This window comes from Vibrio kyushuensis (genome assembly GCF_050337325.1).
GTDB lineage: Bacteria > Pseudomonadota > Gammaproteobacteria > Enterobacterales > Vibrionaceae > Vibrio > Vibrio kyushuensis.
Window position 1 is genome coordinate 1 of the sequence record NZ_JAKJSV010000004.1, and the last position, 25,868, is coordinate 25,868.

Sequence of the window (25,868 nt, forward strand, 5' to 3'; positions counted from 1 at the left end):
TTTTCTCGCTAGAGTTAGCCGGTTCAGAGTTAACGGATTCTTCAGCTTTGCTCTGCTTTGCCTTACGAGCTTTGGCTCTAGCAATAGCAGCGGCGACAGCGGCTTTTTTAGGGTCGTCTTCGCTTGAGTTAGTTGGTTCAGGTGTAACAGCTTCTCCAGCGGTACTCTGCTCAGCCTTTCGAGCCTTGGCTCTAGCAATGGCTGCGGCAACAGCGGCTTTTTTAGGGTCGTCTTCGCTAGAGTTAGCCGGTTCAGAGTTAACGGATTCTTCAGCTTTGCTCTGCTTTGCCTTACGAGCTTTGGCTCTAGCAATAGCAGCGGCGACAGCGGCTTTTTTAGGGTCGTCTTCGCTTGAGTTAGTTGGTTCAGGTGTAACAGCTTCTCCAGCGGTACTCTGCTCAGCCTTTCGAGCCTTGGCTCTAGCAATGGCTGCAGCAATAGCAGCTTTCTTAGGATCGCCTGGGCTAGAGTCGTTGTTGTTAGAAGAAACTTGCTCTGTAGTCGGCATTTCAGCTCCTGATGACTCCATCAGTGCTTTTTTCTGTTTCGCTTGCTGTTTTCGCTCGGCTCGCAGTCGACTCATATCTGAGTTATCAGGTTCACCCGATTCCGTTGCTTGTTGAGCTTTAGCTCTGGCAATCGCAGCCGCAACGGCAGGTTTAGCGGTGGGCGTGTTGTTCTCGCTAGCATTGGATTCTTGTTGAGCTTTAACTCGAGCAATTGCCGCAGCGACAGCATCGTCACCATCGGATTTTTTCATTTCGCTTCGACGTTTATCTGCCGCTTTTTTAAATCGATTCTCTCTTTCTGCTTTGGCTCTTTCTAGTCGAATATTTCGTTCTTCAAAGCGTTGGCGTGCACGTTCTGCAGCTTGAGCTTCTTCTTTACGTGAGCGAATTTCTGCTTTGGCTTGGCGGTAATATTGCACTAAAGGTATTTCGCTAGGGCAAACATAGGCACAAGCACCACATTCGATACAATCCTGAAGATTAAGCTCCGCGCATTTCTCATACTCTTCTGATTTAGCATACCACTGTAGCTGTTGTGGCAATAAAGACGATGGACAGACTTCGGCACATTGACCGCAACGAATACACTCCATCTCATATTTGTTTGATGGCAGCTCTTTCGCGCTAGGGGCAAGAATACAGTTACTTGTTTTCGTTATGGGTACAAGGGTGTGCGGAAGAGTAAAGCCCATCATTGGCCCACCCATGATAATCCTAGGGTTCTTTCTTAGAGCCTTGTATTTGAATTGTTCCAATAACGTATCAATAGGGGTACCAATAAGGGTCCATACGTTTCGCGGTTGAGGAAAGCAATCGCCGGTTAAAGTCACTATGCGCTCAATTAACGGCTCACCATCGAAAACGGCTCGCTTAATAGCGTACATTGAGGCTACATTTTGAACCAACATACCTATATCCGCTGGGATACCATTATTTGGTACTTCTTGATTAGTGAGAAGTTTGATTAGCTGTTTTTCGCCACCAGATGGGAATTTAGTGGGTACAACTCGAATAACAATATCTTTATCTTTTGCGGCTAACTCTAATGCTTGTATAGCTTCAGGTTTGTTGTCTTCTATGGCGATAATGGTAAGTTTCGGCGTGAGGATATGCTCAACAACCTCGATACCGAGTAGGATTTCATCCGCGTAATGCTGCATCAAGACATCATCAGCCGTGATGAAAGGTTCACACTCAGCAGCGTTGATAATCAACAAATCCGTTTTTGATAGTCCGGATTGGATTTTTTTTGCAGTAGGGAAGCCCGCACCGCCCATACCAGAAATACCAGATAAACGAATATGTTCAATGAGCGTGTCGGCAGACTCATTACGAAAATTGTCGATGATATTTTTCTCGCACCAACGCTCTTGGCCGTCGGGTGAGATGACGATGCATAATTCACTAAAACCTGATGGGTGACTGGTTGTTCTTGGTTCAATCGAAGTGATCACGCCGGAGGTCGGTGCGTGAACAGGAAGCATCATTGTGGTTGTGTACTTTGTAAGAGGCTGTCCTTTTAGAACCGTTTCACCCGCTTTAACAATCAAGTTGCCCGGCTTTCCGATGTGTTGCTTTACCGGCAAAATAACTTCTGAAGGTAACTCCGTATTAATAGGAGGTAACTTATTGGATTGAGTTTTATTTTCTTGTGGATGAACACCACCATGGAAATCCCACAGAGTCCCTGTTTGTATTTGTTCTATCAGTGAAGGCATACTCATTTCGAAGTACCTTCCACTTGGCTTTTCGGAAGGACAGAGTCGCTAATATTGACGACAGGAATTGAATTCATTTGCCATTTCCAGTTGTCAGTCGTTGGGGCTATAGGGATCATTTCAATACAATCTGTAGGGCAAGGGGCAACGCACAGGTCACAGCCTGTACACTCATCTTTGATTACGGTATGTAGCGCTTTAGTTCCGCCAACAATGGCGTCTACAGGGCAAGCTTGAATGCACTTAGTACAACCGATACACATATCTTCGTGAATATAGGCGACCGTTTTTATTGCTTCTTCAAGGTCATGGGCAGACTCTTCTGCTTCAACACCCATAAGGTCTGCAAGCTTTTCAATTGTCGCTTGGCCGCCTGGTGGACATTTATTTATTTTGTCTCCGTTGGCGATAGCTTCAGCATAAGGACGGCAGCCGGGGTAACCACATTGACCACATTGAGTCTGTGGCAGAATACTGTCTATTTGCTCAACAATAGGGTCAGCTTTAACTTTGAATTTTATCGAGGCAAATCCTAGCAAAGCACCAAACAGAGCAGCAAGAGAGACAAGCGCAATAACAGCAATGACAATAGTGATCATTATAACTTCACCAAACCAGTAAAGCCCATAAATGCTAGAGCCATTAATCCTGCGGTGATCATGGCAATCGAAGCACCTTTAAATGGCGCTGGTACATCTGCGGCAGCTATTCGTTCTCGCATTGAAGCAAAAAGGATCAGAACCAGTGAGAAGCCAGCGGCTGCGCCGAATCCGTAGATAATAGATTCAATGAATGTGTGATTCTCGATGATATTAAGCAAAGCAACACCAAGTACAGCGCAGTTGGTGGTAATTAAGGGCAGGAAAATACCAAGTAATCGATACAGCGTTGGGCTTGTTTTATGAACGACCATTTCAGTAAATTGCACAACAACGGCAATAACCAAGATAAAACTCATCGTTCTAAGGTATTCAATACCTAGAGGTGCTAGCAGGTAGTTTTCAACTAGATAGGCACAGACAGACGCAAGCGTGAGCACAAAAGTGGTCGCAAGCCCCATACCAATCGCCGTTTCGAGTTTTTTCGATACGCCCATAAACGGGCATAGGCCCAAAAACTTTACCAGTACAAAGTTGTTCACTAGCACAGTGCCAATCAACAACAAAAAATATTCGGTCATAATTATATGTATTTGAAATTCCGATCCTAATATTATCGTGCTTTGCTTGGCTAATAACAACTGACGATCAGTAAGGTTTTACTGTTTTTGAGTGAAAAATTAGTAGTTCTAAGGTTTTAGCCAGCGTAGCTCTGATAAAAGTGACAATTATCTAGTATGAAATCTTAGATTTCAGCCTGAACGCGATTGGTTAAATTAAGAGTTTCTGTGTTGAAAAACGAGAAAAGCCCAGTCAAAAGACTGGGCCTTAAAATTTGGCTCCCCTTGCAAGACTTGAACTTGCGACATACGGATTAACAGTCCGCCGTTCTACCAACTGAACTAAAGGGGAATTGCTGTAAAGCGGGGCGAATATTAACGACAGCTTTTGATAGTGTCAACTCTTTGGGATAAGAAAATAGTTAAATTTTTTAAGTGAATTTTCTTTACTTTCTCTAATGCCTTGTCGTTGTTGGGCTACGTTTACTTATCCACTAAAATTGTGGATAAGTGTGTTAATTAAGTGGTAAAACAACCTTTGACCCGCTTTGGTGGTGTTATTACTCTAATGCTAGCGACAAAGAGAGATTGCTCTAACGGATTGTTATTTAAGATTAATTTTTAGAAAAGGTAAGAGAAAGCGGTAATGTCATAGTACAACTAAAACAAAGAATATTTGATCATCTACGCAAAAATGGGGAAATCATGTGAATAAAACAGAGGTTAGTTTCATGGTGTTCTTGGTGCAGGGCGAAAGATAATATCAGACTGAGGTAGGGATATCTAGTCTAATGATCTCACAAATTGGCATTTCTATAGATTCAAATGTGTTTTTTATAAGATATCAAAATATAATTATTGCAGGTGTATATACATACAGCGACAATGATGAAAATGAGATGTCATTGAAGTGGGGAAAAGATGAGTAAAGTGTTTAATTTAAAGTCTGATTATCAACCAGCAGGCGATCAACCAGCCGCCATTGAGAAGCTACTTGATGGTTTAGATTCTGGCCTGGCTCATCAGACCTTGCTTGGGGTTACGGGATCAGGAAAAACATTTACCTTAGCGAATGTTATTGCTGAGGCTCAACGCCCGGCTATCTTACTTGCACCAAATAAAACGCTTGCTGCTCAATTATATGGCGAGATGAAGTCGTTTTTCCCCAATAACTCTGTTGAGTATTTTGTTTCTTACTACGATTACTATCAGCCAGAAGCTTACGTTCCAACGACGGATACGTTTATTGAAAAAGACTCATCTGTTAATAAACACATTGAACAGATGCGTTTATCCGCAACGAAAGCACTTTTAGAAAGAAAAGATGCCATTATCGTTGCTTCAGTTTCGGCCATTTATGGTTTGGGTGATCCTCAATCATATCTAAAAATGATGCTTCACGTTACTCGTGGCGATGTCATGAATCAGCGTGATATTTTGCACCGCTTGGCAGAGCTCCAATACTCACGAAATGATGTCGCTTTTGAACGGGGGCAATTTAGAGTGCGTGGAGAGGTTATTGATATCTTCCCCGCAGAGTCAGAACAAGATGCAGTTAGACTCGAAATGTTTGATGATGAAATCGACTGCATTAGTGTATTTGATCCCCTAACAGGTGCAATTAAACAACGTGATTTAGCTCGCTATACGATATATCCCAAAACTCACTATGTAACTCCTCGAGATCGAATTCTAGATGCCATTGAACACATAAAAGTCGATTTAAAAGAGCGACAAACCTACCTGTTGGATAACAATAAACTGCTTGAAGAGCAAAGGATTAGCCAGAGAACACAATTTGATCTAGAGATGATGAATGAACTTGGTTTCTGTTCTGGTATCGAAAACTACTCTCGTTATTTAAGTGGACGAAAAGAGGGCGAGCCGCCTCCAACATTGTTCGATTATTTACCAGACAATGGTGTGCTTATTATTGATGAGTCGCACGTAACCGTCCCTCAGATAGGGGCAATGTTTAAAGGTGACCGATCACGTAAAGAAACCTTAGTTGAATTTGGCTTCCGACTGCCTTCTGCTCTTGATAACCGACCGTTAAAGTTTGAAGAGTTTGAGTCGCTAGCGCCACAGACCATTTTCGTTTCAGCGACTCCAGGAAACTATGAGTTAGAAAAGTCAGCCGATGACATTGCAGATCAAGTTGTACGCCCTACAGGACTATTAGATCCGCAGCTTGAAGTGCGCCCTGTTGCGACTCAGGTGGATGATCTATTATCTGAAATTCGCATTCGCTCTAAGAAAGATGAAAGGGTACTCGTTACAACATTAACGAAAAGAATGGCTGAGGATTTAACCGAGTATTTGACCGAGCATGATGTCAAAGTACGTTACCTTCACTCTGATATTGATACTGTTGAACGAGTAGAGATCATACGCGACTTACGTCTGGGTGAATTTGATGTGTTAGTGGGTATTAACTTACTTCGAGAAGGCTTGGATATGCCAGAGGTTTCCCTCGTTGCTATTTTAGATGCAGATAAAGAAGGCTTCTTACGTTCTGAGCGTTCATTAATACAGACCATTGGTCGTGCAGCACGTAACCTTGAAGGTAAAGCGATTCTATACGGTGACCGGATTACTAAGTCGATGAAAAAAGCGATGGATGAAACGAATCGTCGTCGCGAAAAGCAACAAGCACATAATGAAGCGCAAGGTATTGTCCCGCGAGCTTTAAAGCGTAGTGTGAAAGACATTATGGAAATTGGTGATATTGCTAAGACAAGAAACCAGAAGGCGAATAAGCAGGTGCCGCTGTCTAAAGTGGCCGAGCCTTCAATGGCATACAATGTACTCACTCCACAAGAATTGGATAAAGAGATCGCTAAATTGGAAGCTCAGATGTATCAACATGCTCAAGATTTAGAGTTTGAACTTGCCGCTGATAAACGGGATCAAATAGGTAAATTACGAGAGCAGTTTATAACTAATAGCTAAAACAGTTTATAACCACTAGCTAGAGGTACTACTAGTGCTAGAAAGGGCTGAGCAGGCAAAAAAAAGCCAATAGATAAATAAGTCTATTGGCTGTAATTTGTGGATATTGTATCCACTAACAACGTCAGTTGGCTAGGTGACCTGTTAAGGTCATAATGATAGAAGCATCTTTTAGACCAGTAAAAATTCATGATATTCGCCACAAACCTAGCCCTTTAGTGTTATATTTGTGGTCGCCATTTGCAAAATGCAATTCGTAATGCAATTATTTAGGAAAATGCAAATAACTATTGGCTAGGTTATGCAGCAATTATCAGATGTTCACAAATCAAAATATTTATTGATGGTAGAAGATACGGCGTCCGTCGCTGCTCTTTATCGATCCTACCTGACTCCTCTTGGTCTCGACATTAACATTGTCGGTACAGGGCGCGATGCTATTGATAGCTTAAAAAATCGCACACCAGACCTTATACTTCTCGATTTACGACTGCCGGATATGACGGGCATGGATGTACTTGAGAGCGTAAAACACATCCACCCTGATGTACCTGTTATATTTATGACTGCTCATGGCTCTATTGATACGGCCGTTGAAGCAATGCGTTTGGGCGCACAGGATTTCCTAATTAAACCGTGTGAAGCGGATCGGTTGCGTGTCACGGTGAATAACGCCATTCGCAAAGCGAGTAAGCTCAAGAATAAAGAAGATTATCCCGGCAATCAGAATTACCAAGGCTTTATTGGCAGTAGTCAAACTATGCAAGCCGTCTACCGGACGATCGATTCCGCAGCCATGAGTAAAGCGAGTATCTTTATTACAGGCGAGAGTGGTACTGGTAAAGAAGTGTGTGCAGAAGCGATTCACGCGGCGAGCAAACGGGGTGACAAGCCCTTTATTGCGATCAACTGTGCCGCCATTCCTAAAGACCTTATTGAAAGTGAGTTATTTGGTCATGTAAAAGGCGCATTTACTGGCGCGGCTACCGATAGGCAAGGCGCAGCAGAGGCAGCCGATGGCGGTACACTATTTCTTGATGAACTGTGTGAAATGGATCTCGACTTACAAACAAAATTGTTACGCTTTATACAAACAGGCACGTTTCAGAAAGTCGGTTCATCGAAAATGAAAAGTGTCGATGTTCGTTTTGTATGTGCGACCAATCGAGACCCGTGGAAGGAAGTCCAAGAAGGTCGCTTTAGAGAGGATCTCTACTACCGTTTGTACGTTATTCCTTTGAATTTACCGCCACTTAGAGAGCGTGGTGAAGATGTGATTGAAATAGCCTATTCTTTATTGGGGTTCATGTCTAACGAAGAAGGTAAAGGGTTTGTACGTTTATCGCCAGAGGTCGTGGAGTGTTTCAATCGCTTTGAATGGCCCGGTAACGTAAGGCAATTACAGAATGTATTGCGAAATGTTGTGGTACTCAATAATGGTAAAGAGATCACTCTAAACATGCTACCACCACCGCTGAATTTACCGATCGATAACCAGATTCGCGTTCAGCCAAGCGTTAAAGAGCAAGTATCAGTGCATGAAATTTTCCCGCTATGGCTCACGGAAAAAACAGCGATTGAACAAGCTATTGAAGCGTGTGAAGGGAATATACCGCGGGCAGCCGGATATTTGGATGTCAGTCCATCAACGATTTATAGAAAATTGCAAGTATGGAACAGTGACAAGTAACGATGGATATATTAAACAGCCAAAAAATCGAGCGACTCTCGAATGAGATTGGACAAGAAAATGTACCCGTATTATTGGATATATTTCTTGGTGAATTGAATCTGTATATGAAAACGCTTCTCGACGAAGAAGGGTTAGATAAGGCAGATTACCTAAGGGAAATAAGTCACGCGCTAAAAAGCAGTGCCGCAAGTTTCGGAGCCGATAAGCTATGCCAGTTTTCTATCGATTTAGATAGCAAAATAAAAGCAGGCATAGAACTCAACCCCGTTGTTGATGCTGCTCAGATGATTAAAATTCTCGATACCACCAGAGAAGCTTATCAGTCACTCGTAGCCAAATAGCGAGCATTAGTGCTAAATAACATCGAAAAGGTAAAAGATGCGTTATTTAGCACTCGTTAGTTACGGCTAGCGAACTAACGGTTAATCAGCTCTTCTACCGCAGATTGAAGTTTGCTTCTATCATGTCGCCAATCTCGATTTGGTGAAGCAAGCTCGGTGGTCAAACAGTACCAATCTTTATCGATCTCAGGATGAGGCGTATCACCAAGTACAACGTCTATCTTCCTACCTTGGCAAGCTCTCTCACACCACTCTAACTTCTGTTTTAAACTCATTCGTCCAGCAGGGCCGTACTCTGGCGACAAGTTTTCGACAAAAACCAATTTAGCCTTGTTGTTTGCTGCAATGGCTTTTCCAATTTCAGGTAAGAGTAGTGGCGGCATAATGCTGGTCAAAAAGCTTCCTGGTCCTAAAACGATGCAGTCCGCGTCTTCAATAGCGAGAACACCTTCTTTAGTTGCGGGCACTTCAGGTGATAAATCTAATCGCATCAGGTCATCGGTCATCTCATCAACGTTTGTTTCGCCTGTAACCCATTTACCTTCCGTAGAGAGAGCCGCTAAATCGGAAGGGTGCTCAGACATCGGCACGATATTTACATCGACTTTGAGCATATTTCGAATTAGCTGAATCGCTTCAAATGGACGAACTGATAGATTATCAAGAGCCGTTAACATTAGATTACCAAGGTTGTGTCCATCTAACTCGCCAGCGCCTTTGAATCGATATTCAAACATCATTGAACTAATGGAAGGATCGGTAATGAGCTGATTGATACAATTTCGAGTATCTCCCCATGCTATTCCGCCTTGGCAATGGCGAATTCGGCCTGTTGAACCACCGTTATCTGTCGTGGTAACAATTCCCGTAGCATTAGAGCCAAAATCTTTAAGCGCGGCAAGCATTCGACCTAATCCGTGACCGCCACCAATGGCAACCACTTTTTTAGATGAGTATAAAGTCATGTCATTCTTCTTTCTGTAGGGGCGTTGTTTCGCATATTTCGCCTTATTTGGGTCGATACTAAGTCAACTCCGCTATATCTCTATAAATTTAGTGTAATTATGAGGCTTTAAATACTCAAAAGTGGTTATTTTTGTTCGGGACGATAATTTTTTGACCGCGAGGGTAGAATCGTATTGAAATATTAAGTATTTTATAAAACAGCTACCAGTGGTGTGCTTTAGCTGCACTGGTTGCCATAACTCCGAGCTCATTTAGCTAAGTTCACCACGTCGGTAAGGATAAGCGGAATGAGCCAGTGACTAACAGTCACCAGGGTTGAATTAGAAATGATTCCGCCTCCCGTATTTGGAAAGGTGTTCCGTGGCGCAACAATTCGAAGATCAATTTAACCGCAAGTTTTATTACTTGCGGCTATCTGTTACAGACGTCTGTAACTTCAAATGTAATTACTGTTTACCTGATGGTTATAAGCCTTCGGGGCAGAAAAACTCATCTTTTTTAACCGTTCCTGAAGTGAAACGTGTCGTTTCAGCTTTTGCCGAATGCGGTACATCTAAAGTACGCATTACTGGTGGTGAGCCAAGCCTACGTAAAGACTTTATTGATATCATTGATGCCGTTTCTTCAACCTCTGGTATTGAAAAAGTGGCAACGACGACCAATGGCTACCGTATGGAAAAGCAGGTCGCAGACTGGCAGCAAGCTGGTCTTACCCATATCAATGTGAGCCTCGATAGCCTAGACCCTCGCATGTTTCATCAAATCACGGGCGAAAATAAATTTACTCAAGTGATGGGTGGAATCGATCGGGCTTTTGAAGTGGGTTACTCACAGGTGAAAGTCAATGTCGTATTGATGAAAGACCTTAATGCGCACGAGCTGCCAAGTTTTCTTAATTGGATTAAAGACCGCCCGATTCAACTCCGCTTCATTGAGCTGATGCAAACCGGTGAGATGGACGACCTTTTCAATAAGCACCATGTCTCTGGTGTCGCAATACGTAATCAGCTGATTGCCAACGGTTGGATTTTAAAGGTCCGCGCCGTTAATGATGGCCCTGCTCAGGTTTTTGTTCATCCTGATTATCAAGGTGAAATAGGGCTCATTATGCCTTACGAAAAAAGCTTCTGTGAGAGCTGTAACCGATTACGAGTCTCTGCGCGAGGCAAGCTACATATGTGCTTGTTCGGTGATCACGGCGTAGAGTTACGCGACTTATTAGAGAGCGATTTGCAACAAAATGCGCTCATGGCTCGCATCTCACAGCAGTTGCAAAACAAATCACAGAGCCATTTCTTACATGATGGCAATTCAGGAATTACTCCTCATTTAGCGTCGATTGGTGGCTAGTTGACTTTTAGTGGTCAACTAGAGGGTGAGCGCCATTGCGCGTTCGACATACACGCCTCACAGACGAATTATTAAAAACTTAAAAATAGGTGAACAAATGGGTCACGCAGAAAGCAAATTTCAAGCAGCAAATATCGCAGTCCTTACCGTTTCAGATACTCGCACAGAAGAAAATGACACATCAGGCGGTTACTTAGCTGAGCAGGCTAAAGAAGCAGGCCACAATGTTGTAGACAAACAAATCGTGATTGATGATATGTACAAGATCCGTGCAATTGTTTCACAGTGGATTGCTGATGAATCGGTTCAAGCAGTTGTCATTACTGGTGGTACCGGTTTTACCTCTCGTGATAGCACCCCTGAAGCACTTGTTCCTCTGTTTGACAAGCAAGTAGAAGGTTTTGGTGAGCTGTTCCGCACAGTCTCTTATGAAGAGATTGGCACTTCGACGATTCAATCTCGCGCAATTGCAGGGTTTGCTAATCATACGGTGATTTTCGCTATGCCAGGATCAACTGGTGCTTGTCGTACAGCGTGGACTAAGATCATCAAACAGCAATTGGATGCAAGCCATCGCCCATGTAACTTTATGCCGCATCTTTCGGTATAGAGGAGTCAACTATGAGCGAATTAACACATATTAATGCGTCGGGCGAAGCCAACATGGTTGATGTATCGGCTAAAGCAGAAACCGTTCGTGAAGCAAGAGCGGAGGCTTTTGTTTCTATGTCGGCAGAGACACTTAACTTGATCGTTTCAGGTCAGCACCATAAAGGTGACGTGTTTGCTACCGCGCGTATTGCTGGTATACAGGCGGCTAAAAAGACCTGGGACCTAATCCCACTATGTCACCCTCTGTTACTGACGAAAGTAGAAGTTCAGTTGGAAGCCTTAGAAGCTGAGAATAAAGTACGTATTGAATCTGTTTGTAAATTGGCCGGTAAGACTGGCGTTGAAATGGAAGCATTAACCGCTGCGTCGGTTGCTGCTCTGACTATTTACGACATGTGTAAAGCCGTACAAAAAGACATTGTTATAGAGCAAGTACGTCTGCTTGAGAAAAGTGGCGGTAAATCTGGTCACTTTAAGGTGGAGTCATGATTAAGGTTCTCTTTTTTGCTCAGACTCGCGAGTTGGTGGGTGTTGATAGTGTCGAATTGGACGCGACGTTTGATACAGTAGAACAAGTACGTGCTCACTTAGTGCAACAAGAAGGAAAGTGGGACATTGCTCTTGAAGAAGGCAAGCTATTAGCTGCCGTGAATCAGTCTATTGTTCCGCTTGATTCATCAATTGTTGATGGTGATGAAGTCGCTTTCTTTCCTCCTGTTACTGGAGGTTAAAGATGGATAACCGAGTTAGCGTCCAATATGGCGATTTTTCTGTTGCGGATGAATACGACTATTTAGCCAAGGGCACTCAGTCCGGAGCTGTTGTTACGTTTATTGGTAAGGTTCGCGATATGAACTTGGGCGATAACGTAACCGGACTGTCGCTAGAGCATTACCCTGGCATGACTGAAAAAGCCCTGTCAGAGATCTGCGATCAGGCAGAAAGCCGGTGGCCGTTATTAAACTTACGTGTGATTCATCGTGTGGGCGATCTCGATATTGGTGATCAAATTGTCTTTGTCGGCGTCTCTAGTGCACATAGAGGTGCAGCGTTTGAAGCGTGTGAGTTCATTATGGATTATCTTAAAACCAAAGCTCCGTTTTGGAAAAAAGAACGGACCACGGAAGAAACTCGCTGGGTGGAATCGAGAGACTCAGATGCTCAAGCTGCAGAGCGGTGGAATAACAAATAGCAGGCATGGAAAATGCTTAGATAAAGGTTAACTTCGGTTAACCTTTTTTGATCATGCAGCACAAGATGAGATCAATAGTTTTGCCATACTAGAGAAAGGTGAGCAAAGGGGAGTTTAAGGCGTGGTAAGCAGGAAAATGATTAAACGTGCTGTGTTGATTGCGCTGGTCGTCGGAACATTGCTGAATATCATTAATCAATACGACGCAATCTTTGGTGGCGTGGCCATTCAATGGCTAAAAGCGGTTCTAACTTACTGTGTTCCCTTCGGCGTTTCACTGGTAAGCAGCGTGATTACAATGAGAGATATCGCACAAGAACAGAAAAATAGTGGCTAAGTCATTTAGTTAGAAGTCAGGCCACATGGGGCTTAACCGATTAATAGGAAAAATCTATTGATAAAATTGGCCAAAACCATTTAGTAAAATCAAGAAATTAGACAACAATTACCTTATACGCAGTAAAAATTGTAGCTTAAGGAGTAAGTTATGGAATCACAAAGAGTAAAAGACTATATGACGCTTCAGGCGGTAACATTTAAGCCCGACATGTCGTTAAGTGTGGCCTTACAGAAAGTAATGAAATGTACGCATCTTGGTGGTCCAGTTATAGATGATCAGGAAAAAGTGATCGGTTTTCTATCTGAGCAAGACTTACTCGATAAGCTGGTAAAGGTGAGCTATTTCTGCCAAGACACGCACCTAGTGAGTGATTGTATGCACCAAGAAGTGCTCTCGGTGTCACCAGAAACAACCATTATAGAGATGGCCGACAAAATGAAAGTTGGTAAACCTAAGGTGTATCCGGTAATTGATAACGAAAAATTGGTCGGAATAATCAGTCGTCGTGATGTTCTGCGCGCAATCGGAAAGAGTATTGATGATTGCTTTAAGCATCCTGTGTGATAGTTTGTAGCTAATCTATAAAAGTAACAAAATGTAAGGCGCATAATTTAATGCGCCTTTCTTTTTACTTAAAGTAATGCTCTAGGAGAACATGATGTCAAACCAGACCGCTAAATTTGTCGAAGGCTCAACGATGAGGCATATCCTTGTCATGTCTGGTGCGGGGTCTGTTGGTTTGATGGCACTTTTTGTCGTCGATCTGCTTGATATGCTGTTTATTAGTATGCTCGGTCAAGTTGAATTGGCTGCTGCTGTTGGGTTCGCTGGTAGTTTAGTGTTCTTCTCAACATCAATATCGATTGGAACTTCCATTGCGATGGGGGCATTGGTCTCGAAGGCCATTGGTTCTAAGAAACGTGATTATGCGCGGCAGCTCAGTGCTAGCATTATGACGACAGCTTTCGTTATTAGCTCGATTGTTTGTGCGCTGATGTATGTTTATATCCCAGAGTTACTTGCGCTGATTGGCGCTCAGGGATTTGCAGCGGAAAGGGCTCAAGCTTATCTAGAGATACTGTTACCTAGTGGACCAGTGATTGCCCTGGCGATGGCTGCGGGCGCAGGATTACGTTCGGCGGGTGATGCAAAGCGGTCAATGTGGGCGACCTTATCGGGAGGGTTAGTGAATGCGGTATTAGATCCGTTATTTATCTTTGGCTTTGGTTGGAATGTGGAAGGTGCTGCCCTAGCATCGGTTATTGCCCGTTTCACTGTACTGTTCTTTTCTCTGTATCCACTGATAAAGGTTCATAAGTTGGTCGCAAGACCTTCGTTTGTCGTATGGCAACGCAATTTAAAAGTCATTTTGGCCATTGCCGTACCTGCGATCATTACAAATATTGCAACACCAGTGGGCAACGCGATAGTGACTTCTTCAATCGCACAGTTTGGTGAGAACTTTGTCGCAGGCTATGCGGTGATAGGGCGCCTTATTCCAGTCTGTTTTGCGGTTATTTTTGCTCTTTCTGGCGCAGTCGGACCTATTATCGGGCAGAATTTCGGTGCGGAGCGTTTTGATAGGGTAAAAGAAACGCTGAACAACTCGCTAATTGTGACGACGACGTACACCCTAATTGTTTGTGCTGTTCTCTATTTTGCTCAAGATCTGATTGTTGCTATGTTTAGCCTTGAGGGTGATGCGGCCATTATTGTTGCTGCTTTTTGTACTTACGTGGCGATAAGCTTTGTGTTTAATGGGACCTTGTTCGTTGCCAATACCTCATTTAATAATTTAGGTAAGCCATTGTATTCAACGGCACTTAACCTAGGTAAAGCAACCATTGGAACATTACCTTTTGTCTACTTTGGTGCGCAGTGGTTTGGTGCACTAGGTGTTCTGTATGGGCAAGCGGTAGGTACGATTGTATTTGGTGTCATTGCGATGTTTATGTTGAGAAAACACATTGCCGGAATGATGCAGGGACAAGAGCCAGAAATAGATGATGACCCTTCATTTACCTGTGTTAACTCTCAACCTTTTTGCACACATGATGCTGTTTTAATTGATGATGCAATTATCGATGAAGAGTTAATGGCCGTCATTCAGCCTGATGTAAAAAAAACCAATAAAACGAAATAAACCGTTTGACCTTGGAGTAGGCTCAAAGGTTTATACTTTCTGTAAACATAGCTCATTCTTTGAACATGGATTACGGAGAGAACAATATGTGCACAAAACATGCGGGTTGCCGCTCTAATAAGGTAGCGCCAGTTGCAACAGCAAGCAGCTCTTGCGCTGCCCCTAAAATAAACTCAATTCAAATGGCAGGCGTTGCGACATCAGAATCTGGTTGCTGTGCTTCCGACTCTTGTGACAGTGGCGCGAGCCCTAATGACGAGGAAGGTGAGTCCGGTGGATCCACATCTACTGCTTCACCTGTTAAAGAAACAGCACAAACGTTATTGAGCCAAAGCTGGAAAATCGAAGGAATGGATTGTCCGGCATGTGCAAGAAAAGTAGAAACAGCCGTTAATAAAATCGATGGCATTGTAGAATCTAAAGTTCTATTCGCGACGGAGAAATTGGTCACAAAATTTAACGACCCATCAATCGTCAATAGCATTGAACAAGCCGTGATCAATGCAGGCTTTACCTTTACCTCTCCAAACAATACTGCAAAGCCTGAGGTTCAAATGGGTTGGCAGTCAGTCATTAAGCAAAACATCAAAATTATCGCCATTGCTTTAGCGATGGTGTTCGCCGCACTAATTAAGCCGACACTTCCTCAAGTAAGTGAATGGTTATTTGTTTTTACCTGTTTAGCTGGTTTGTACCCGATTGGGAAGAAAGCCCTGTTGCTGGCTAAATCCGGAACCCCTTTTTCGATTGAAACACTGATGAGCGTTGCTGCCCTAGGCGCTTTGTATCTTGGCGAAACCGTTGAAGCGGCGATGGTATTACTACTGTTTCTTATCGGGGAACGTTTAGAAGCTTTTGCTGCATCAAGAGCAAGAAGTGGTGTTCAAGCTTTGATGGCTTTAGTTCCAGAAACCGCAACGAAAATTGTTGATGGTAAACGTGTTGATGTCTCAGTAAGCGAGCTTAACCCTGGTGATGTCATTGAGGTTTCTCCCGGTGCTAGGCTTCCAGCAGACGGTACGCTTCATGACGAAGCCGCTAGTTTTGATGAAAGTGCGCTAACGGGCGAATCTATCCCTGTCGAACGTTATAAAGGCGAAGCTATTATGGCGGGAGCAGTTGTAGCGGATAGAGTCGTTCGTTTCACTATTACCTCAAAACAAGGTGAAAATGCGATTGATCGAATTCTTCATTTGATTGAAGAAGCGGAATCACGCAAAGCACCGTTAGAGCGTTTTTTAGATAAATTCAGCCGTTGGTACACGCCGTTAATGATGGTTGTCGCGTTAGCCGTTATTACTATGCCTCCTCTGCTATTTTCACAGCCATGGGAAACATGGATCTATCGTGGTTTAGCCTTGCTGCTTATCGCGTGTCCATGTGCTTTAGTTATTTCAACACCTGCAGCTATAACTTCTGGCCTTGCCGCGGCAGCGCGTAGAGGTGCACTGATTAAAGGCGGAGCGGCATTAGAGCAACTTGGTAAAATACAAACCGTAGCATTCGATAAAACTGGCACCCTAACTAAGGGTAAACCTGAAGTGACGAATGTTATTGCGTTTGATCATTGGCAAGAGTCGACACTACTCGAAGTGGTCGGTGCGATTGAAGTGGGTTCAAGCCATCCTCTGGCTGTATCACTAGTGAAACGAGCTGAGAGTATGGGGATTTCACTGCCTGAGGCAACTGAGAAACAAGCCTTGATTGGCAGTGGTGTCCGCGGCGTTGTGAATGGTAAGCACTATCAAGTGAGTGCCCCAAGTAAGATTGACTTTGAATTAGATAATCAAACCGTAGCAACGATAGAGAAGCTAGAAGACGAAGGTAAAACGGTTGTCGTCGCCATTAAAGGCAATATGGAATGCATTGGCATCATTGCTTGGCAAGATACGCTTAGAGAAGACGCAAAACAGGCGGTGAAAGCACTTCAATCTCTTGGTATTAACTCAATTATGTTAACCGGTGATAACCCTCGAAGTGCGCAGGCGATCAGTGGGTTAATCGATATCGATTTCAAAGCTAGCTTACTTCCTCAAGATAAAGTGAGTTATGTTGAACAACTCTCTCAAAACGACAATGTCGCGATGGTTGGGGACGGCATCAATGATGCGCCTGCGATGAAAGCGGCCAGTATCGGTATAGCGATGGGTGGTGGCACAGACGTTGCACTAGAAACAGCCGACGCCGCTATTACTCATAACCGATTGGTTGAATTGTCGGGCATGATTGAGCTTTCGAGAGCGACGCTCGCTAACATTAGACAAAACGTATTTTTGGCACTTGGTTTAAAGTCCGTATTTTTGGTCACTAGCTTATTGGGTATTACAGGGCTTTGGGTTGCGGTATTGGCGGATAGTGGAGCAACAGCATTAGTGACATTAAACGCGCTTCGATTATTGAAGTTTAAATCGAAGTTTAGTGATTAGGTCATGATGGCACTTTCATAACTCTATCGGTGAAAAGTATAAACGATGTAATTTGATAGCCACTTCAAATCGAAGTGGCTATCAATTTTATGAAACCAATTGTTCAATCTTGAACTTAAAGTGTGATGCCAATCGTTTTTCTGTGAAATGAAATGTCACTAGTGAGTTTTGGTTGTGATTGTGATCACTCTTTGTTGTGGTGAGGTTAGATACAGTAACCCTGTGAACAATAAACCTACAGTTCGTCCAATTAACGAATAAACCATAGCTGAACAAGCTGCAAAAGGAGTGACTTATGTCTCAAGCTGTTTTCCACTTAGGTATTACTGAAGCTGATCTACAAGGCGCAACACTTGCTATTATCCCTGGTGATCCTGCACGTGTACAAAAAATTGCTGAAGAGATGGAGAATCCAGTTTTTCTAGCAAGCCATCGTGAATATACGCTTTATCGTGCTGAACTAGATGGAAAACCAGTTGTAGTTTGTTCAACAGGTATTGGTGGCCCATCAACGTCTATCGCTGTTGAAGAGCTTGCGCAGCTAGGTGTTCGTACTTTCCTACGTGTCGGTACTACTGGCGCAATTCAACCGCATGTGAATGTGGGTGATATGATTGTCTCAACAGGTTCAGTTCGTTTAGACGGCGCAAGCTTACACTTTGCTCCAATGGAGTTCCCTGCAGTAGCTGATTTCGAAGTCGCAACAGCAATGAAAGCAGCCGTTGAAGAGTCAGGTGCAAATGTACACATGGGTGTAACTGCTTCAAGCGATACGTTCTACCCAGGTCAAGAGCGTTACGATACATTCTCTGGTCGCGTAGTTAAGCGTTTCCAAGGTTCGATGCAAGAGTGGCAAGACATGGGCGTGTTGAACTTTGAAATGGAATCAGCAACGCTACTAACCATGTGTGCAAGCTCTGGCTTGAAAGCTGGCTGTGTTGCGGGTGTAATTATCAACCGTACTCAAAAAGAGACACCAGATCACGCAACGTTGAAGACGACAGAAGCGCGTTCAATCAAAGTTGTAGTAGAAGCTGCACGTAAGATGCTGTAACGATTCTTATCATATAGAAATACAGTTAGCTTGCCTTTGGCAAGTTATTGGTTCAAAAGCCACTGATTCTTATCAGTGGCTTTTTTTTATCTATGTATTCAAGACGAGACAATAGCAAAAGCGTATTATTGAGGAAGAGCAGGGTATCAGTCGTTATATACTGGAATAATACTGCGTGATTTTTTCATCACAATTCAAACTAATTATTGCTTTCCCATTTAAGGATTTTCATGAATTTAGCACTCATAGCTAGAAGGGCTGCGCCGCTTATCATTCTAGGTCTGTTTTTTATTGCATCTAAGATACTTATCGCGACTAAAGAAGAACCCGAGCAGATAGCTATTGAGCCAACAGTACTTCGTATCGAAGTATTAGAAGCCAATCCTAAAACCGTTACTTTTCACGTCGATTCTTACGGTTTTGTTGAACCGAAATATCAATCCAAAATTGTGAGTGAAATCTCAGGCCGAATCGTCATGTTAGCGCCTGATTTGTTGGTGGGTGGCTTGGTTAAAAAAGGTCAAGTACTGGCTAATATCGACCCCTCTGATTATGAAGCCGATTTAGAGCAGGCTAAGGCATCACTTGCTCAGGCGAAAGCATTGCTAGAAGAAGAACTGGCTAGAGCAGAAGTTGCTAAGCGAGATTGGGCTCACGTTGGCGAGGGAAAAGCGCCAAAATTGGGTTTACGGGTTCCACAGGTAAAACGAGAAAAAGCGAATGTGAAGTTTGCACAGGCCGCTGTTAAGCGTGCTATTCGTAATGTTCAAAGAACCGTTATTCGGGCCCCTTTTGACGGTTTAGTGAGTGAGCGTCATGCCAGTTTAGGTGAGTACTTAACTGTCGGTGCACCAATCGCCGACATTTATGATACTAAGCAAGCAGAAGTCTCACTGCCTATTTCCAATAACGACCTTGCTTACCTGCCAATCAATGATGACGTCTCTTTATCAGGTATGCTGCAAGTTCGATATGCAGGGCAGAAGTTTGATTACCCAGCCGTGATAGCGAGAAGTGAGCGTGTTATTGACCGCAATTCCCGTATGTTCAACTTAATTGCCGAAATTGAAGACCCATATTGCCTTGAGCAGCCCTCATGCATTCAGCCGTCTTTGAAGTTTGGCAGCTATGTTACTGCGCAAGTAGTAGCAAATACGGTTGAAGATGTTGTCGTACTGCCGCGAAACCTTGTACGAAATGGCGAGGCCTATGTGGTTAATAGCGAAGAACAACTCGAACCTAGGAACGTTAATATCATTCGCCAAGATGAAGAATTTGCCTACATACAATCAAGCTTCACCGATGGAGAAAGAATATCGTTGACGCCGATTAGTCAGTACAAAGCCGATCAAACGGTCACCATTATTAATGCTCAGGAGAGTGAGTAATGAGTCAGCAACGTGGCATCATAGCGTGGTTTGCTCATAACCCAGTAGCAGCAAACCTCATCATGTGGTTATTGATTATTGGTGGTTTGTTTAGCGTATTTACTCTCAATAAAGAAGTTTTCCCAACGATTGAAACTAACTTTGTTCAAGTAACAGTTGCCTACCCCGGAGCTGCGCCTCAGGAGATTGAAGAAGGCATTAATATCAAAATCGAAGAGGCGATCAAAGATATTCGTGGTATCAAGCAGCTCTCTTCGGTGGCAGCAGACAGTGTAGGTACAGTGACCGTTGAGGTGGACTCAGGTTACAAGCCAAAAGATATTTTAGATGAAATTAAGCTAGAAGTTGACTCTATTTCGACCTTTCCCGATAGCATTGAAAACCCCAATATTTTCCAAATAAAGCCGAAGAACTTGGTGATGTTTGTCTCAATTTATGGTGATTTAACCGACCATGAAATGAAAGAGCTGGCTAAGCAGACTCGCGATGAATTCACATCACTACCCGCAGTATCGAGTGCGGATCTTATTGGTGCGTTAGATTACGAAATTGCGATTGAAGTTCGCGAACAAAAGTTACGTGAATTCGGACTAACGTTCAACGAAGTTGCTCAAGCTGTTCAGCGTTCTTCATTTGATCTTCCTGGTGGTTCAATTCGAGCTGATGACGGCAATATTTTGCTTCGCACTAAGGCGCAAGCCTACCGAGAAAGTGATTTTACCAATATTGTTGTTGCTGCCAATGCAGATGGCAGTCGAATTTTATTATCTCAAGTCGCTGATGTTCAAGATGGTTTTATCGATTGGGATAACTACGTTCGTTTTAATGGTTATCCTGCTGCCATTATTCAAGTAAATAGTGTTGATAGCCAAGATGCCGTTGAGATTTCCACACAGGTCAATGCATGGTTAGATGAGCATAAGAAAGCGCTACCCGATGGCGTGTTTATGGACAGTTGGTTAGATCTTACACACTACCTTGATGGCCGACTCGACATGATGATTTCGAACATCGTGTTTGGTGCGATCCTTGTGTTTGCGATATTAGCGCTGTTTTTGAATGTAAAGCTGGCCTTTTGGGTCATGATGGGTCTTCCTGTCTGTTTCCTTGGCGCGTTCTTCTTAATGCCTCATCCGCCATTTGGCGTCACACTCAACATGGTCAGTCTGTTCGCCTTTATTTTGGTGTTGGGCATTGTGGTTGATGATGCGATAGTGACCGGTGAAAGTGCGGCGCAAGAAATTGAAAAAAATGGTCATAGCGTTGATAGCGTCGTAACAGGTGTTCGTAAAGTAGCAACGCCCGCGACGTTCGGTGTATTGACTACCATGGTGGCGTTTATTCCTATGTTGATGATCTCTGGGCCGATGAAAAGCCTGAGTGAAGCCGTTGCTTGGGTCGTGATTCTCTGCCTTGTTTTCTCACTGATTGAATCAAAGCTAATATTGCCAGCGCACTTGGCACACATGAAGCTAAATCCGAATAAGAAACCGAATCGATTTGTGAAAGCGAAACAAGCTTTTAATGGAGAAGTAAATCGGTTTGTTGTGGAGCGGTATAAACCATTCCTAGAGCTGTGTATTCAATATCGGTATCGAGTATTGGCGGTATTTTTCGGTGTGTTAATGCTCTCAGTCGCGTTAGTGATGAGCGGTAAGGTTCGTTGGGTGTTTTTCCCTGATATGCCTTCAGATTATATCCATGTCACATTAGAAATGGAGCCCGCTTTTTCGGAAGCACGCACAATTGAAACGGCGCAGCTGATCGAGAAATCTCTTCATCAGATGGATGAAAAAGTGACGGAAGAGTTTGGGCATTCCGTTGTCGACCACTATCTTGTTGTGAAAGCCTCACTCACTAACATTGAGTTTTTTGTTGAGCTATCTAAAGCGGAAGATCGCCAAATCGATGGGGTTCAGATTGCGGATAAATGGCGAGCAGAACTACCAACGTTAGTCGGAGTCAACAAGCTCTCGTTTGACGCGGGAGGGGGCGCTCAAACCAATACTGTGACATTTGAGCTAGCATCGGATGATTTAGATGCGCTAACGTCTGCTTCTGAAGAGTTAAAAGAAAAGCTCGCGTTATACAATGGTCTTTACGATGTATCTGATAACTTCTCGTCAGGTTCTAGTGAGATTCGCCTACAGATCAAACCTGAAGCGGAAGCCTTAGGGTTAAGCTTGCTTGATCTCGCTTCTCAGGTTCGTCATGGCTTCTTTGGTTATGAAGCACAACGATTGCTGAGAGACAAAGAAGAAGTGAAGGTGATGGTGCGCTACCCACGTGAAGAGCGACGCAGTATTGGTCATTTGGAAAACATGCTAATCCGCACTCCTTCAGGTGAGAGTGTGCCGTTTTCAACGGTTGCCGAGGTTGAGCTTGATGATTCATATTCGTCGATTAACCGTAAAGATAATCGCCGTGCATTGACGATTGTTGCTAATGTGAATACTAATGTCGCAGAGCCTAAGAAAGTTATCGATGATGTGCTATCAAACTTTGTTCCAGAGCTTACTGATAAATATGATGGATTGTCAGTGAAGCTGGGCGGTGCAAGCTTGGATGAGCAAGAGTCGATGGTCGCTTTAGCTCAAGGTGCGTTATTTGTTCTACTGGCCGTTTATACCCTGCTAGCTATTCCGTTGAAATCCTATACTCAACCGATGATCATTATGTCGGTCATACCGTTTGGCATGATTGGCGCGCTGTTTGGGCACCTATTTCTTGGTTTATCGATGAGTATGTTGAGTATGACGGGGATTATCGCTTTAGGCGGCGTTGTGGTGAACGATTCATTGGTTTTAGTCGACTATGTTAACCGAGCTCGTTCAGAGGGTAGAAGTATCGCACAGGCTGCGATTGATTCAGGCTGTTTCCGTTTTAGAGCGGTTATTTTGACCTCGTTAACCACGTTCTTTGGTTTGGTTCCTATGATGCTTGAAACCAGCCTTCAAGCTCAGGTTATGGTTCCTATGGCAGTGTCGTTGGCGTTCGGTATTCTGTTTTCTACCTTCGTAACCCTATTGTTAGTGCCAATTCTGTATTTGGTATTGAACGATATTAAGAGTGGAAGCCGTAAGTTTTACCAATGGTGGTGGCAACCAGAAAGTCAGTAATCATAGCTTTATCGAGACCGATTACGGATAAATAAAAAGCAGGCTAATTAGCCTGCTTTTTACGTTTTAGAATGTATATCGAAGTCCAATGTTTCCAGAAAGGCCACCGCTATCAAAGGTTTCATAGTCGTATGAATCAATTCCAACTAAGCCATATAGGCTCAGGTTATCGACACTTTCAAATGTACGAGATAATCCGAAATGTAATCCGTAATAAGTCGCAGTATGTTTACTGTCTGTTTTCGTCTCTGTTGATGGAGAAAACTCAGTCTCGATGAAAGTATTGTCGCTATTACCAACACCAATCGCAGCATTTAAGAACATATCAAAACCATCAAAACTACCGAGGATGTACGAATAGTCAATCGTTGCAAATTCAGCTTCTGTTTCATGTCGCTCTGTAGCATTTCCTGAATTGTCTAAATAGGTTTTGTCGCTCTTTCCTTCGCTTGCCATATAGCCCAGAGAGATTGAATGCTTATCGACTGAGTATCCGATTGAAACCTTGTTGGCTTTATCTGAACCTACGCCAATTTGTGCGTTTACAAAGGGCTTAGCCGTTACTGCTGTGCTTAATAAAGCGGTTGTTGCCAATACTAGGAATCTCATTACACACTCAATTTATCATCATGATTGCCGTAGCCTATAGAACGTATAGCGTTATTACAATATACCAATACGTAACTTTACGAACCCTTTACAGTTCGCTTTTTTAGAGACAAAAAAATCCCCGTTATTTGATGCCAAATTTAGATAGCAATAACGGGGAGTTCTATTTCCTGCTTTTAGCTTCATCATTAGAAGCTAGAAGTGGATATTACATAACGCGCATACCAGGCTGTGCACCTTCGTGTGGCTCAAGGATCCACAGGTCACTGCCACCAGGGCCAGCGGCTAGGATCATGCCTTCAGACATACCAAACTTCATCTTACGAGGCTTAAGGTTCGCGACCATAACGGTAAGCTTACCTTCTAGTTCTTCAGGCTTGTACGCAGATTTAATACCTGAGAATACCTGACGTGTTTCACCACCGATATCCAATTGGAATTTCAGCAGTTTGTTGGCTTTTGGCACTTCTTCACAAGAGATAATACGAGCAATACGCATGTCCACTTTCGCAAAGGCATCAAACTCAATTTCTTCTGCAATTGGGTCTTTGTCTAGCTCAGTCTGACTTGCTTTATTCTTGTCAGCTTCTGCTTTCTCTTTTGCTGCCATTTCAACAGCGGCATCTTCTTTCGAAGCTTCGACCATAGCTTCTACTTTCTTAGGGTCGATGCGGTTAAACAGCGCCTTGAACTTAGTGATTTCATGGTCAACAAGTGGAGATGCAACACCTTCCCACGTTAGCTCTTCGTTAAGGAAAGCTTCAGTACGGGCAGCAAGCTCAGGCATAACTGGCTTAAGGTAAGTCATTAGTACACGGAACAGGTTAATGCCCACAGAACAGATGTCTTGCAGCTCTTGATCTTGGCCTTCTTGTTTCGCCACAACCCACGGTGCTTTTTCATCAACGTATTGGTTAGCTTTGTCAGCCAGTGCTGTGATTTCACGAATTGCACGGCTAAATTCACGCGCTTCAAACATCTCAGCGATACGGTCAGCGGCTTGTGCAAATTCGTTGTACAGCTCAGGTTCAGCGAAGTTAGCCGACAGCTTGCCTTCAAAACGCTTAGAAATGAAACCTGCGTTACGAGAAGCAAGGTTAACAATCTTGTTTACGACGTCAGCATTTACACGCTGTGTGAAGTCTTCAAGGTTCAGATCAAGATCGTCAATGCGGTTGTTCAGTTTAGCTGCGTAGTAGTAACGCAAGCATTCTGGGTCTAGGTGGTTTAGGTAAGTACCCGCTTTAATGAATGTCCCTTTAGACTTAGACATTTTCGCGCCGTTCACTGTTACGTAGCCGTGTACGAATACATTGTTTGGTTTACGGAAACCTGAACCTTCTAGCATTGCAGGCCAGAATAGACTGTGGAAATAAACGATGTCTTTACCAATGAAGTGGTAAAGCTCAGTAGAGCTGTCTTTTTTCCAGTACTCGTCGAAATCAAGATCGTCACGTTTGTCACACAGGTTTTTGAATGAACCCATGTAACCAATTGGTGCGTCTAGCCAAACGTAGAAGAACTTGTCTTTCTCGCCTGGGATTTCAAAACCGAAGTAAGGTGCATCACGTGAGATATCCCACTGTTGAAGACCTGATTCAAACCACTCCTGCATTTTGTTTGCCGTTTCGTTTTGTAGCGATCCAGAGCGAGTCCACTCTTTTAACATGCTTTCAAACTGAGGAAGGTCAAAGAAGAAGTGCTCAGAATCTTTCATTACTGGCGTTGCGCCTGATACTGCTGACTTAGGGTCAATCAGTTCAGTTGGGCTATAAGTTTCACCACAGTTATCGCAGTTGTCGCCGTATTGATCGTCAGACTTACACTTAGGGCAAGTACCTTTTACGAAACGGTCTGGTAAGAACATCTCTTTTTCTGGGTCAAACAGCTGAGAGATAGTACGGCTAGAAATGAAGCCGTTCTTTTTAAGCTCTAGATAGATGTGAGAAGCCAGTTCACGGTTCTCTTCAGAGTGCGTGCTGTGGTAGTTATCAAAGCTGATATCAAAACCGGCGAAGTCTTTTTGGTGCTCTTCGCTAACTGCCGCAATCATCTCTTCAGGAGTAATACCCATCTGTTGTGCTTTAAGCATAATTGGCGTGCCATGAGCATCGTCTGCACAGATGAAGTTTACAGTGTTGCCACGTAGACGCTGATAACGAACCCAAATGTCCGCTTGGATATGCTCAAGCATATGACCAAGGTGAATTGAACCGTTAGCGTACGGAAGGGCACAAGTTACCAGCATTTTTCTTGAAGGAAGGTTTCTTGAGTCAGTCGCCATAGTTAATTATTCG

General features: G+C 43.5%; 21 protein-coding genes, 1 tRNA gene and 1 riboswitch. Of the genes, 15 read left to right on the forward strand and 7 right to left on the reverse strand.

Annotation, left to right across the window (positions count from 1 at the left end):
• From rsxC to L4D20_RS09220, 4 genes are all read right to left on the reverse strand, one after another.
• Positions 1-2,227, reverse strand: a 2,227-nt coding sequence (gene rsxC, locus L4D20_RS09205) for an electron transport complex subunit RsxC (protein WP_428801724.1), incomplete at its 3' end; no start/stop codon positions are given.
• Positions 2,228-2,229: 2 nt separating this feature from the next.
• Complete coding sequence (gene rsxB / locus L4D20_RS09210; protein WP_428801290.1) at positions 2,230-2,826, reverse strand: electron transport complex subunit RsxB; 597 nt, start codon at positions 2,824-2,826, stop codon at positions 2,230-2,232.
• A complete protein-coding gene (rsxA, locus tag L4D20_RS09215; RefSeq protein ID WP_428801291.1) occupies positions 2,826-3,407 on the reverse strand; it encodes an electron transport complex subunit RsxA in 582 nt (193 codons plus the stop codon). Before rsxA ends, rsxB begins: the two co-directional genes overlap by 1 nt.
• A gap of 255 nt (positions 3,408-3,662) precedes the next feature.
• A tRNA-Asn gene (locus tag L4D20_RS09220) sits at positions 3,663-3,738 on the reverse strand.
• A 569-nt stretch (positions 3,739-4,307) separates the two neighbouring features.
• On the opposite strand from L4D20_RS09220, the gene uvrB reads away from it, so the two are divergent.
• From uvrB to luxU, 3 genes are all read left to right on the forward strand, one after another.
• On the forward strand, positions 4,308-6,338 hold the full coding sequence (gene uvrB / locus L4D20_RS09225; RefSeq protein WP_428801292.1) for an excinuclease ABC subunit UvrB: 2,031 nt from the start codon (positions 4,308-4,310) through the stop codon (positions 6,336-6,338).
• A 301-nt stretch (positions 6,339-6,639) separates the two neighbouring features.
• Entirely contained in the window at positions 6,640-8,028 is a 1,389-nt protein-coding gene (gene luxO / locus L4D20_RS09230) for a quorum-sensing sigma-54 dependent transcriptional regulator LuxO (RefSeq protein ID WP_428801293.1), read from the forward strand.
• A gap of 2 nt (positions 8,029-8,030) precedes the next feature.
• The gene (gene luxU, locus L4D20_RS09235; RefSeq protein WP_428801294.1) at positions 8,031-8,372 is read left to right on the forward strand and encodes a quorum-sensing phosphorelay protein LuxU; all 342 of its coding nucleotides are present in this window, start codon (positions 8,031-8,033) and stop codon (positions 8,370-8,372) included.
• A 74-nt stretch (positions 8,373-8,446) separates the two neighbouring features.
• Here the strand turns inward: luxU and L4D20_RS09240 are convergent, their stop codons facing one another.
• A complete protein-coding gene (locus tag L4D20_RS09240) occupies positions 8,447-9,337 on the reverse strand; it encodes a YvcK family protein (protein WP_428801295.1) in 891 nt (296 codons plus the stop codon).
• 228 nt (positions 9,338-9,565) lie between these two features.
• Positions 9,566-9,710, forward strand: a riboswitch (molybdenum cofactor riboswitch).
• On the opposite strand from L4D20_RS09240, the gene moaA reads away from it, so the two are divergent.
• The 12 genes from moaA to L4D20_RS09300 all read left to right on the forward strand — a co-directional run bounded on the left by moaA (position 9,699) and on the right by L4D20_RS09300 (position 22,962).
• Entirely contained in the window at positions 9,699-10,688 is a 990-nt protein-coding gene (gene moaA / locus L4D20_RS09245) for a GTP 3',8-cyclase MoaA (protein ID WP_428801296.1), read from the forward strand. (Overlaps the previous riboswitch by 12 nt.)
• A gap of 97 nt (positions 10,689-10,785) precedes the next feature.
• Positions 10,786-11,298, forward strand: coding sequence for a molybdenum cofactor biosynthesis protein B (gene moaB, locus L4D20_RS09250; protein WP_428801297.1), 513 nt, complete (start codon positions 10,786-10,788; stop codon positions 11,296-11,298).
• An 11-nt stretch (positions 11,299-11,309) separates the two neighbouring features.
• Positions 11,310-11,789 (forward strand): cyclic pyranopterin monophosphate synthase MoaC, encoded by a 480-nt coding sequence (gene moaC, locus L4D20_RS09255; protein WP_428801298.1) that lies wholly within the window; start codon positions 11,310-11,312, stop codon positions 11,787-11,789.
• Positions 11,786-12,031 (forward strand): molybdopterin synthase sulfur carrier subunit, encoded by a 246-nt coding sequence (moaD, locus tag L4D20_RS09260; protein ID WP_428801299.1) that lies wholly within the window; start codon positions 11,786-11,788, stop codon positions 12,029-12,031. The genes moaC and moaD overlap by 4 nt, the downstream gene beginning before the upstream one ends.
• A 2-nt stretch (positions 12,032-12,033) precedes the next feature.
• Positions 12,034-12,492: a molybdopterin synthase catalytic subunit MoaE gene (gene moaE / locus L4D20_RS09265; protein ID WP_428801300.1), complete on the forward strand. Its 459-nt coding sequence runs from the start codon at positions 12,034-12,036 to the stop codon at positions 12,490-12,492.
• A gap of 136 nt (positions 12,493-12,628) precedes the next feature.
• On the forward strand, positions 12,629-12,829 hold the full coding sequence (nrtS, locus tag L4D20_RS09270; protein ID WP_428801301.1) for a nitrate/nitrite transporter NrtS: 201 nt from the start codon (positions 12,629-12,631) through the stop codon (positions 12,827-12,829).
• A gap of 150 nt (positions 12,830-12,979) precedes the next feature.
• Positions 12,980-13,396, forward strand: a complete 417-nt coding sequence (locus tag L4D20_RS09275; protein ID WP_428801302.1) for a CBS domain-containing protein — start codon at positions 12,980-12,982, stop codon at positions 13,394-13,396.
• A gap of 94 nt (positions 13,397-13,490) precedes the next feature.
• Positions 13,491-14,975 (forward strand): MATE family efflux transporter, encoded by a 1,485-nt coding sequence (locus tag L4D20_RS09280; RefSeq protein WP_428801725.1) that lies wholly within the window; start codon positions 13,491-13,493, stop codon positions 14,973-14,975.
• A gap of 86 nt (positions 14,976-15,061) precedes the next feature.
• Positions 15,062-17,401, forward strand: a complete 2,340-nt coding sequence (locus L4D20_RS09285; RefSeq protein ID WP_428801303.1) for a zinc/cadmium/mercury/lead-transporting ATPase — start codon at positions 15,062-15,064, stop codon at positions 17,399-17,401.
• 295 nt (positions 17,402-17,696) lie between these two features.
• A complete protein-coding gene (gene udp / locus L4D20_RS09290; protein ID WP_428801304.1) occupies positions 17,697-18,455 on the forward strand; it encodes a uridine phosphorylase in 759 nt (252 codons plus the stop codon).
• A 230-nt stretch (positions 18,456-18,685) separates the two neighbouring features.
• Positions 18,686-19,843: an efflux RND transporter periplasmic adaptor subunit gene (locus tag L4D20_RS09295; protein ID WP_428801305.1), complete on the forward strand. Its 1,158-nt coding sequence runs from the start codon at positions 18,686-18,688 to the stop codon at positions 19,841-19,843.
• Positions 19,843-22,962, forward strand: a complete 3,120-nt coding sequence (locus L4D20_RS09300; protein WP_428801306.1) for an efflux RND transporter permease subunit — start codon at positions 19,843-19,845, stop codon at positions 22,960-22,962. The genes L4D20_RS09295 and L4D20_RS09300 overlap by 1 nt, the downstream gene beginning before the upstream one ends.
• Positions 22,963-23,028: 66 nt before the next feature.
• On the opposite strand, the gene L4D20_RS09305 is transcribed toward L4D20_RS09300, so the two are convergent.
• Together L4D20_RS09305 and metG are read right to left on the reverse strand one after the other, a co-directional pair.
• A complete protein-coding gene (locus L4D20_RS09305) occupies positions 23,029-23,571 on the reverse strand; it encodes a hypothetical protein (protein WP_428801307.1) in 543 nt (180 codons plus the stop codon).
• A gap of 208 nt (positions 23,572-23,779) precedes the next feature.
• Entirely contained in the window at positions 23,780-25,855 is a 2,076-nt protein-coding gene (gene metG, locus L4D20_RS09310; protein WP_428801308.1) for a methionine--tRNA ligase, read from the reverse strand.
• Between the last annotated feature and the right edge of the window lie 13 nt (positions 25,856-25,868).

Coding starts and splice junctions, on each gene's coding strand:
- udp (WP_428801304.1), top strand. CDS start 17,697: ATGTCTCAAGCTGTTTTCCACTTAGGTATTACTGAAGCTGATCTACAA.
- moaC (WP_428801298.1), top strand. CDS start 11,310: ATGAGCGAATTAACACATATTAATGCGTCGGGCGAAGCCAACATGGTT.
- moaE (WP_428801300.1), top strand. CDS start 12,034: ATGGATAACCGAGTTAGCGTCCAATATGGCGATTTTTCTGTTGCGGAT.
- luxO (WP_428801293.1), top strand. CDS start 6,640: ATGCAGCAATTATCAGATGTTCACAAATCAAAATATTTATTGATGGTA.
- L4D20_RS09240 (WP_428801295.1), bottom strand. CDS start 9,337: ATGACTTTATACTCATCTAAAAAAGTGGTTGCCATTGGTGGCGGTCAC.
- rsxB (WP_428801290.1), bottom strand. CDS start 2,826: ATGATCACTATTGTCATTGCTGTTATTGCGCTTGTCTCTCTTGCTGCT.
- L4D20_RS09300 (WP_428801306.1), top strand. CDS start 19,843: ATGAGTCAGCAACGTGGCATCATAGCGTGGTTTGCTCATAACCCAGTA.
- luxU (WP_428801294.1), top strand. CDS start 8,031: ATGGATATATTAAACAGCCAAAAAATCGAGCGACTCTCGAATGAGATT.
- L4D20_RS09275 (WP_428801302.1), top strand. CDS start 12,980: ATGGAATCACAAAGAGTAAAAGACTATATGACGCTTCAGGCGGTAACA.
- L4D20_RS09305 (WP_428801307.1), bottom strand. CDS start 23,571: ATGAGATTCCTAGTATTGGCAACAACCGCTTTATTAAGCACAGCAGTA.
- nrtS (WP_428801301.1), top strand. CDS start 12,629: ATGATTAAACGTGCTGTGTTGATTGCGCTGGTCGTCGGAACATTGCTG.
- L4D20_RS09280 (WP_428801725.1), top strand. CDS start 13,491: ATGTCAAACCAGACCGCTAAATTTGTCGAAGGCTCAACGATGAGGCAT.
- uvrB (WP_428801292.1), top strand. CDS start 4,308: ATGAGTAAAGTGTTTAATTTAAAGTCTGATTATCAACCAGCAGGCGAT.
- moaB (WP_428801297.1), top strand. CDS start 10,786: ATGGGTCACGCAGAAAGCAAATTTCAAGCAGCAAATATCGCAGTCCTT.
- moaD (WP_428801299.1), top strand. CDS start 11,786: ATGATTAAGGTTCTCTTTTTTGCTCAGACTCGCGAGTTGGTGGGTGTT.
- rsxA (WP_428801291.1), bottom strand. CDS start 3,407: ATGACCGAATATTTTTTGTTGTTGATTGGCACTGTGCTAGTGAACAAC.
- L4D20_RS09295 (WP_428801305.1), top strand. CDS start 18,686: ATGAATTTAGCACTCATAGCTAGAAGGGCTGCGCCGCTTATCATTCTA.
- L4D20_RS09285 (WP_428801303.1), top strand. CDS start 15,062: ATGTGCACAAAACATGCGGGTTGCCGCTCTAATAAGGTAGCGCCAGTT.
- metG (WP_428801308.1), bottom strand. CDS start 25,855: ATGGCGACTGACTCAAGAAACCTTCCTTCAAGAAAAATGCTGGTAACT.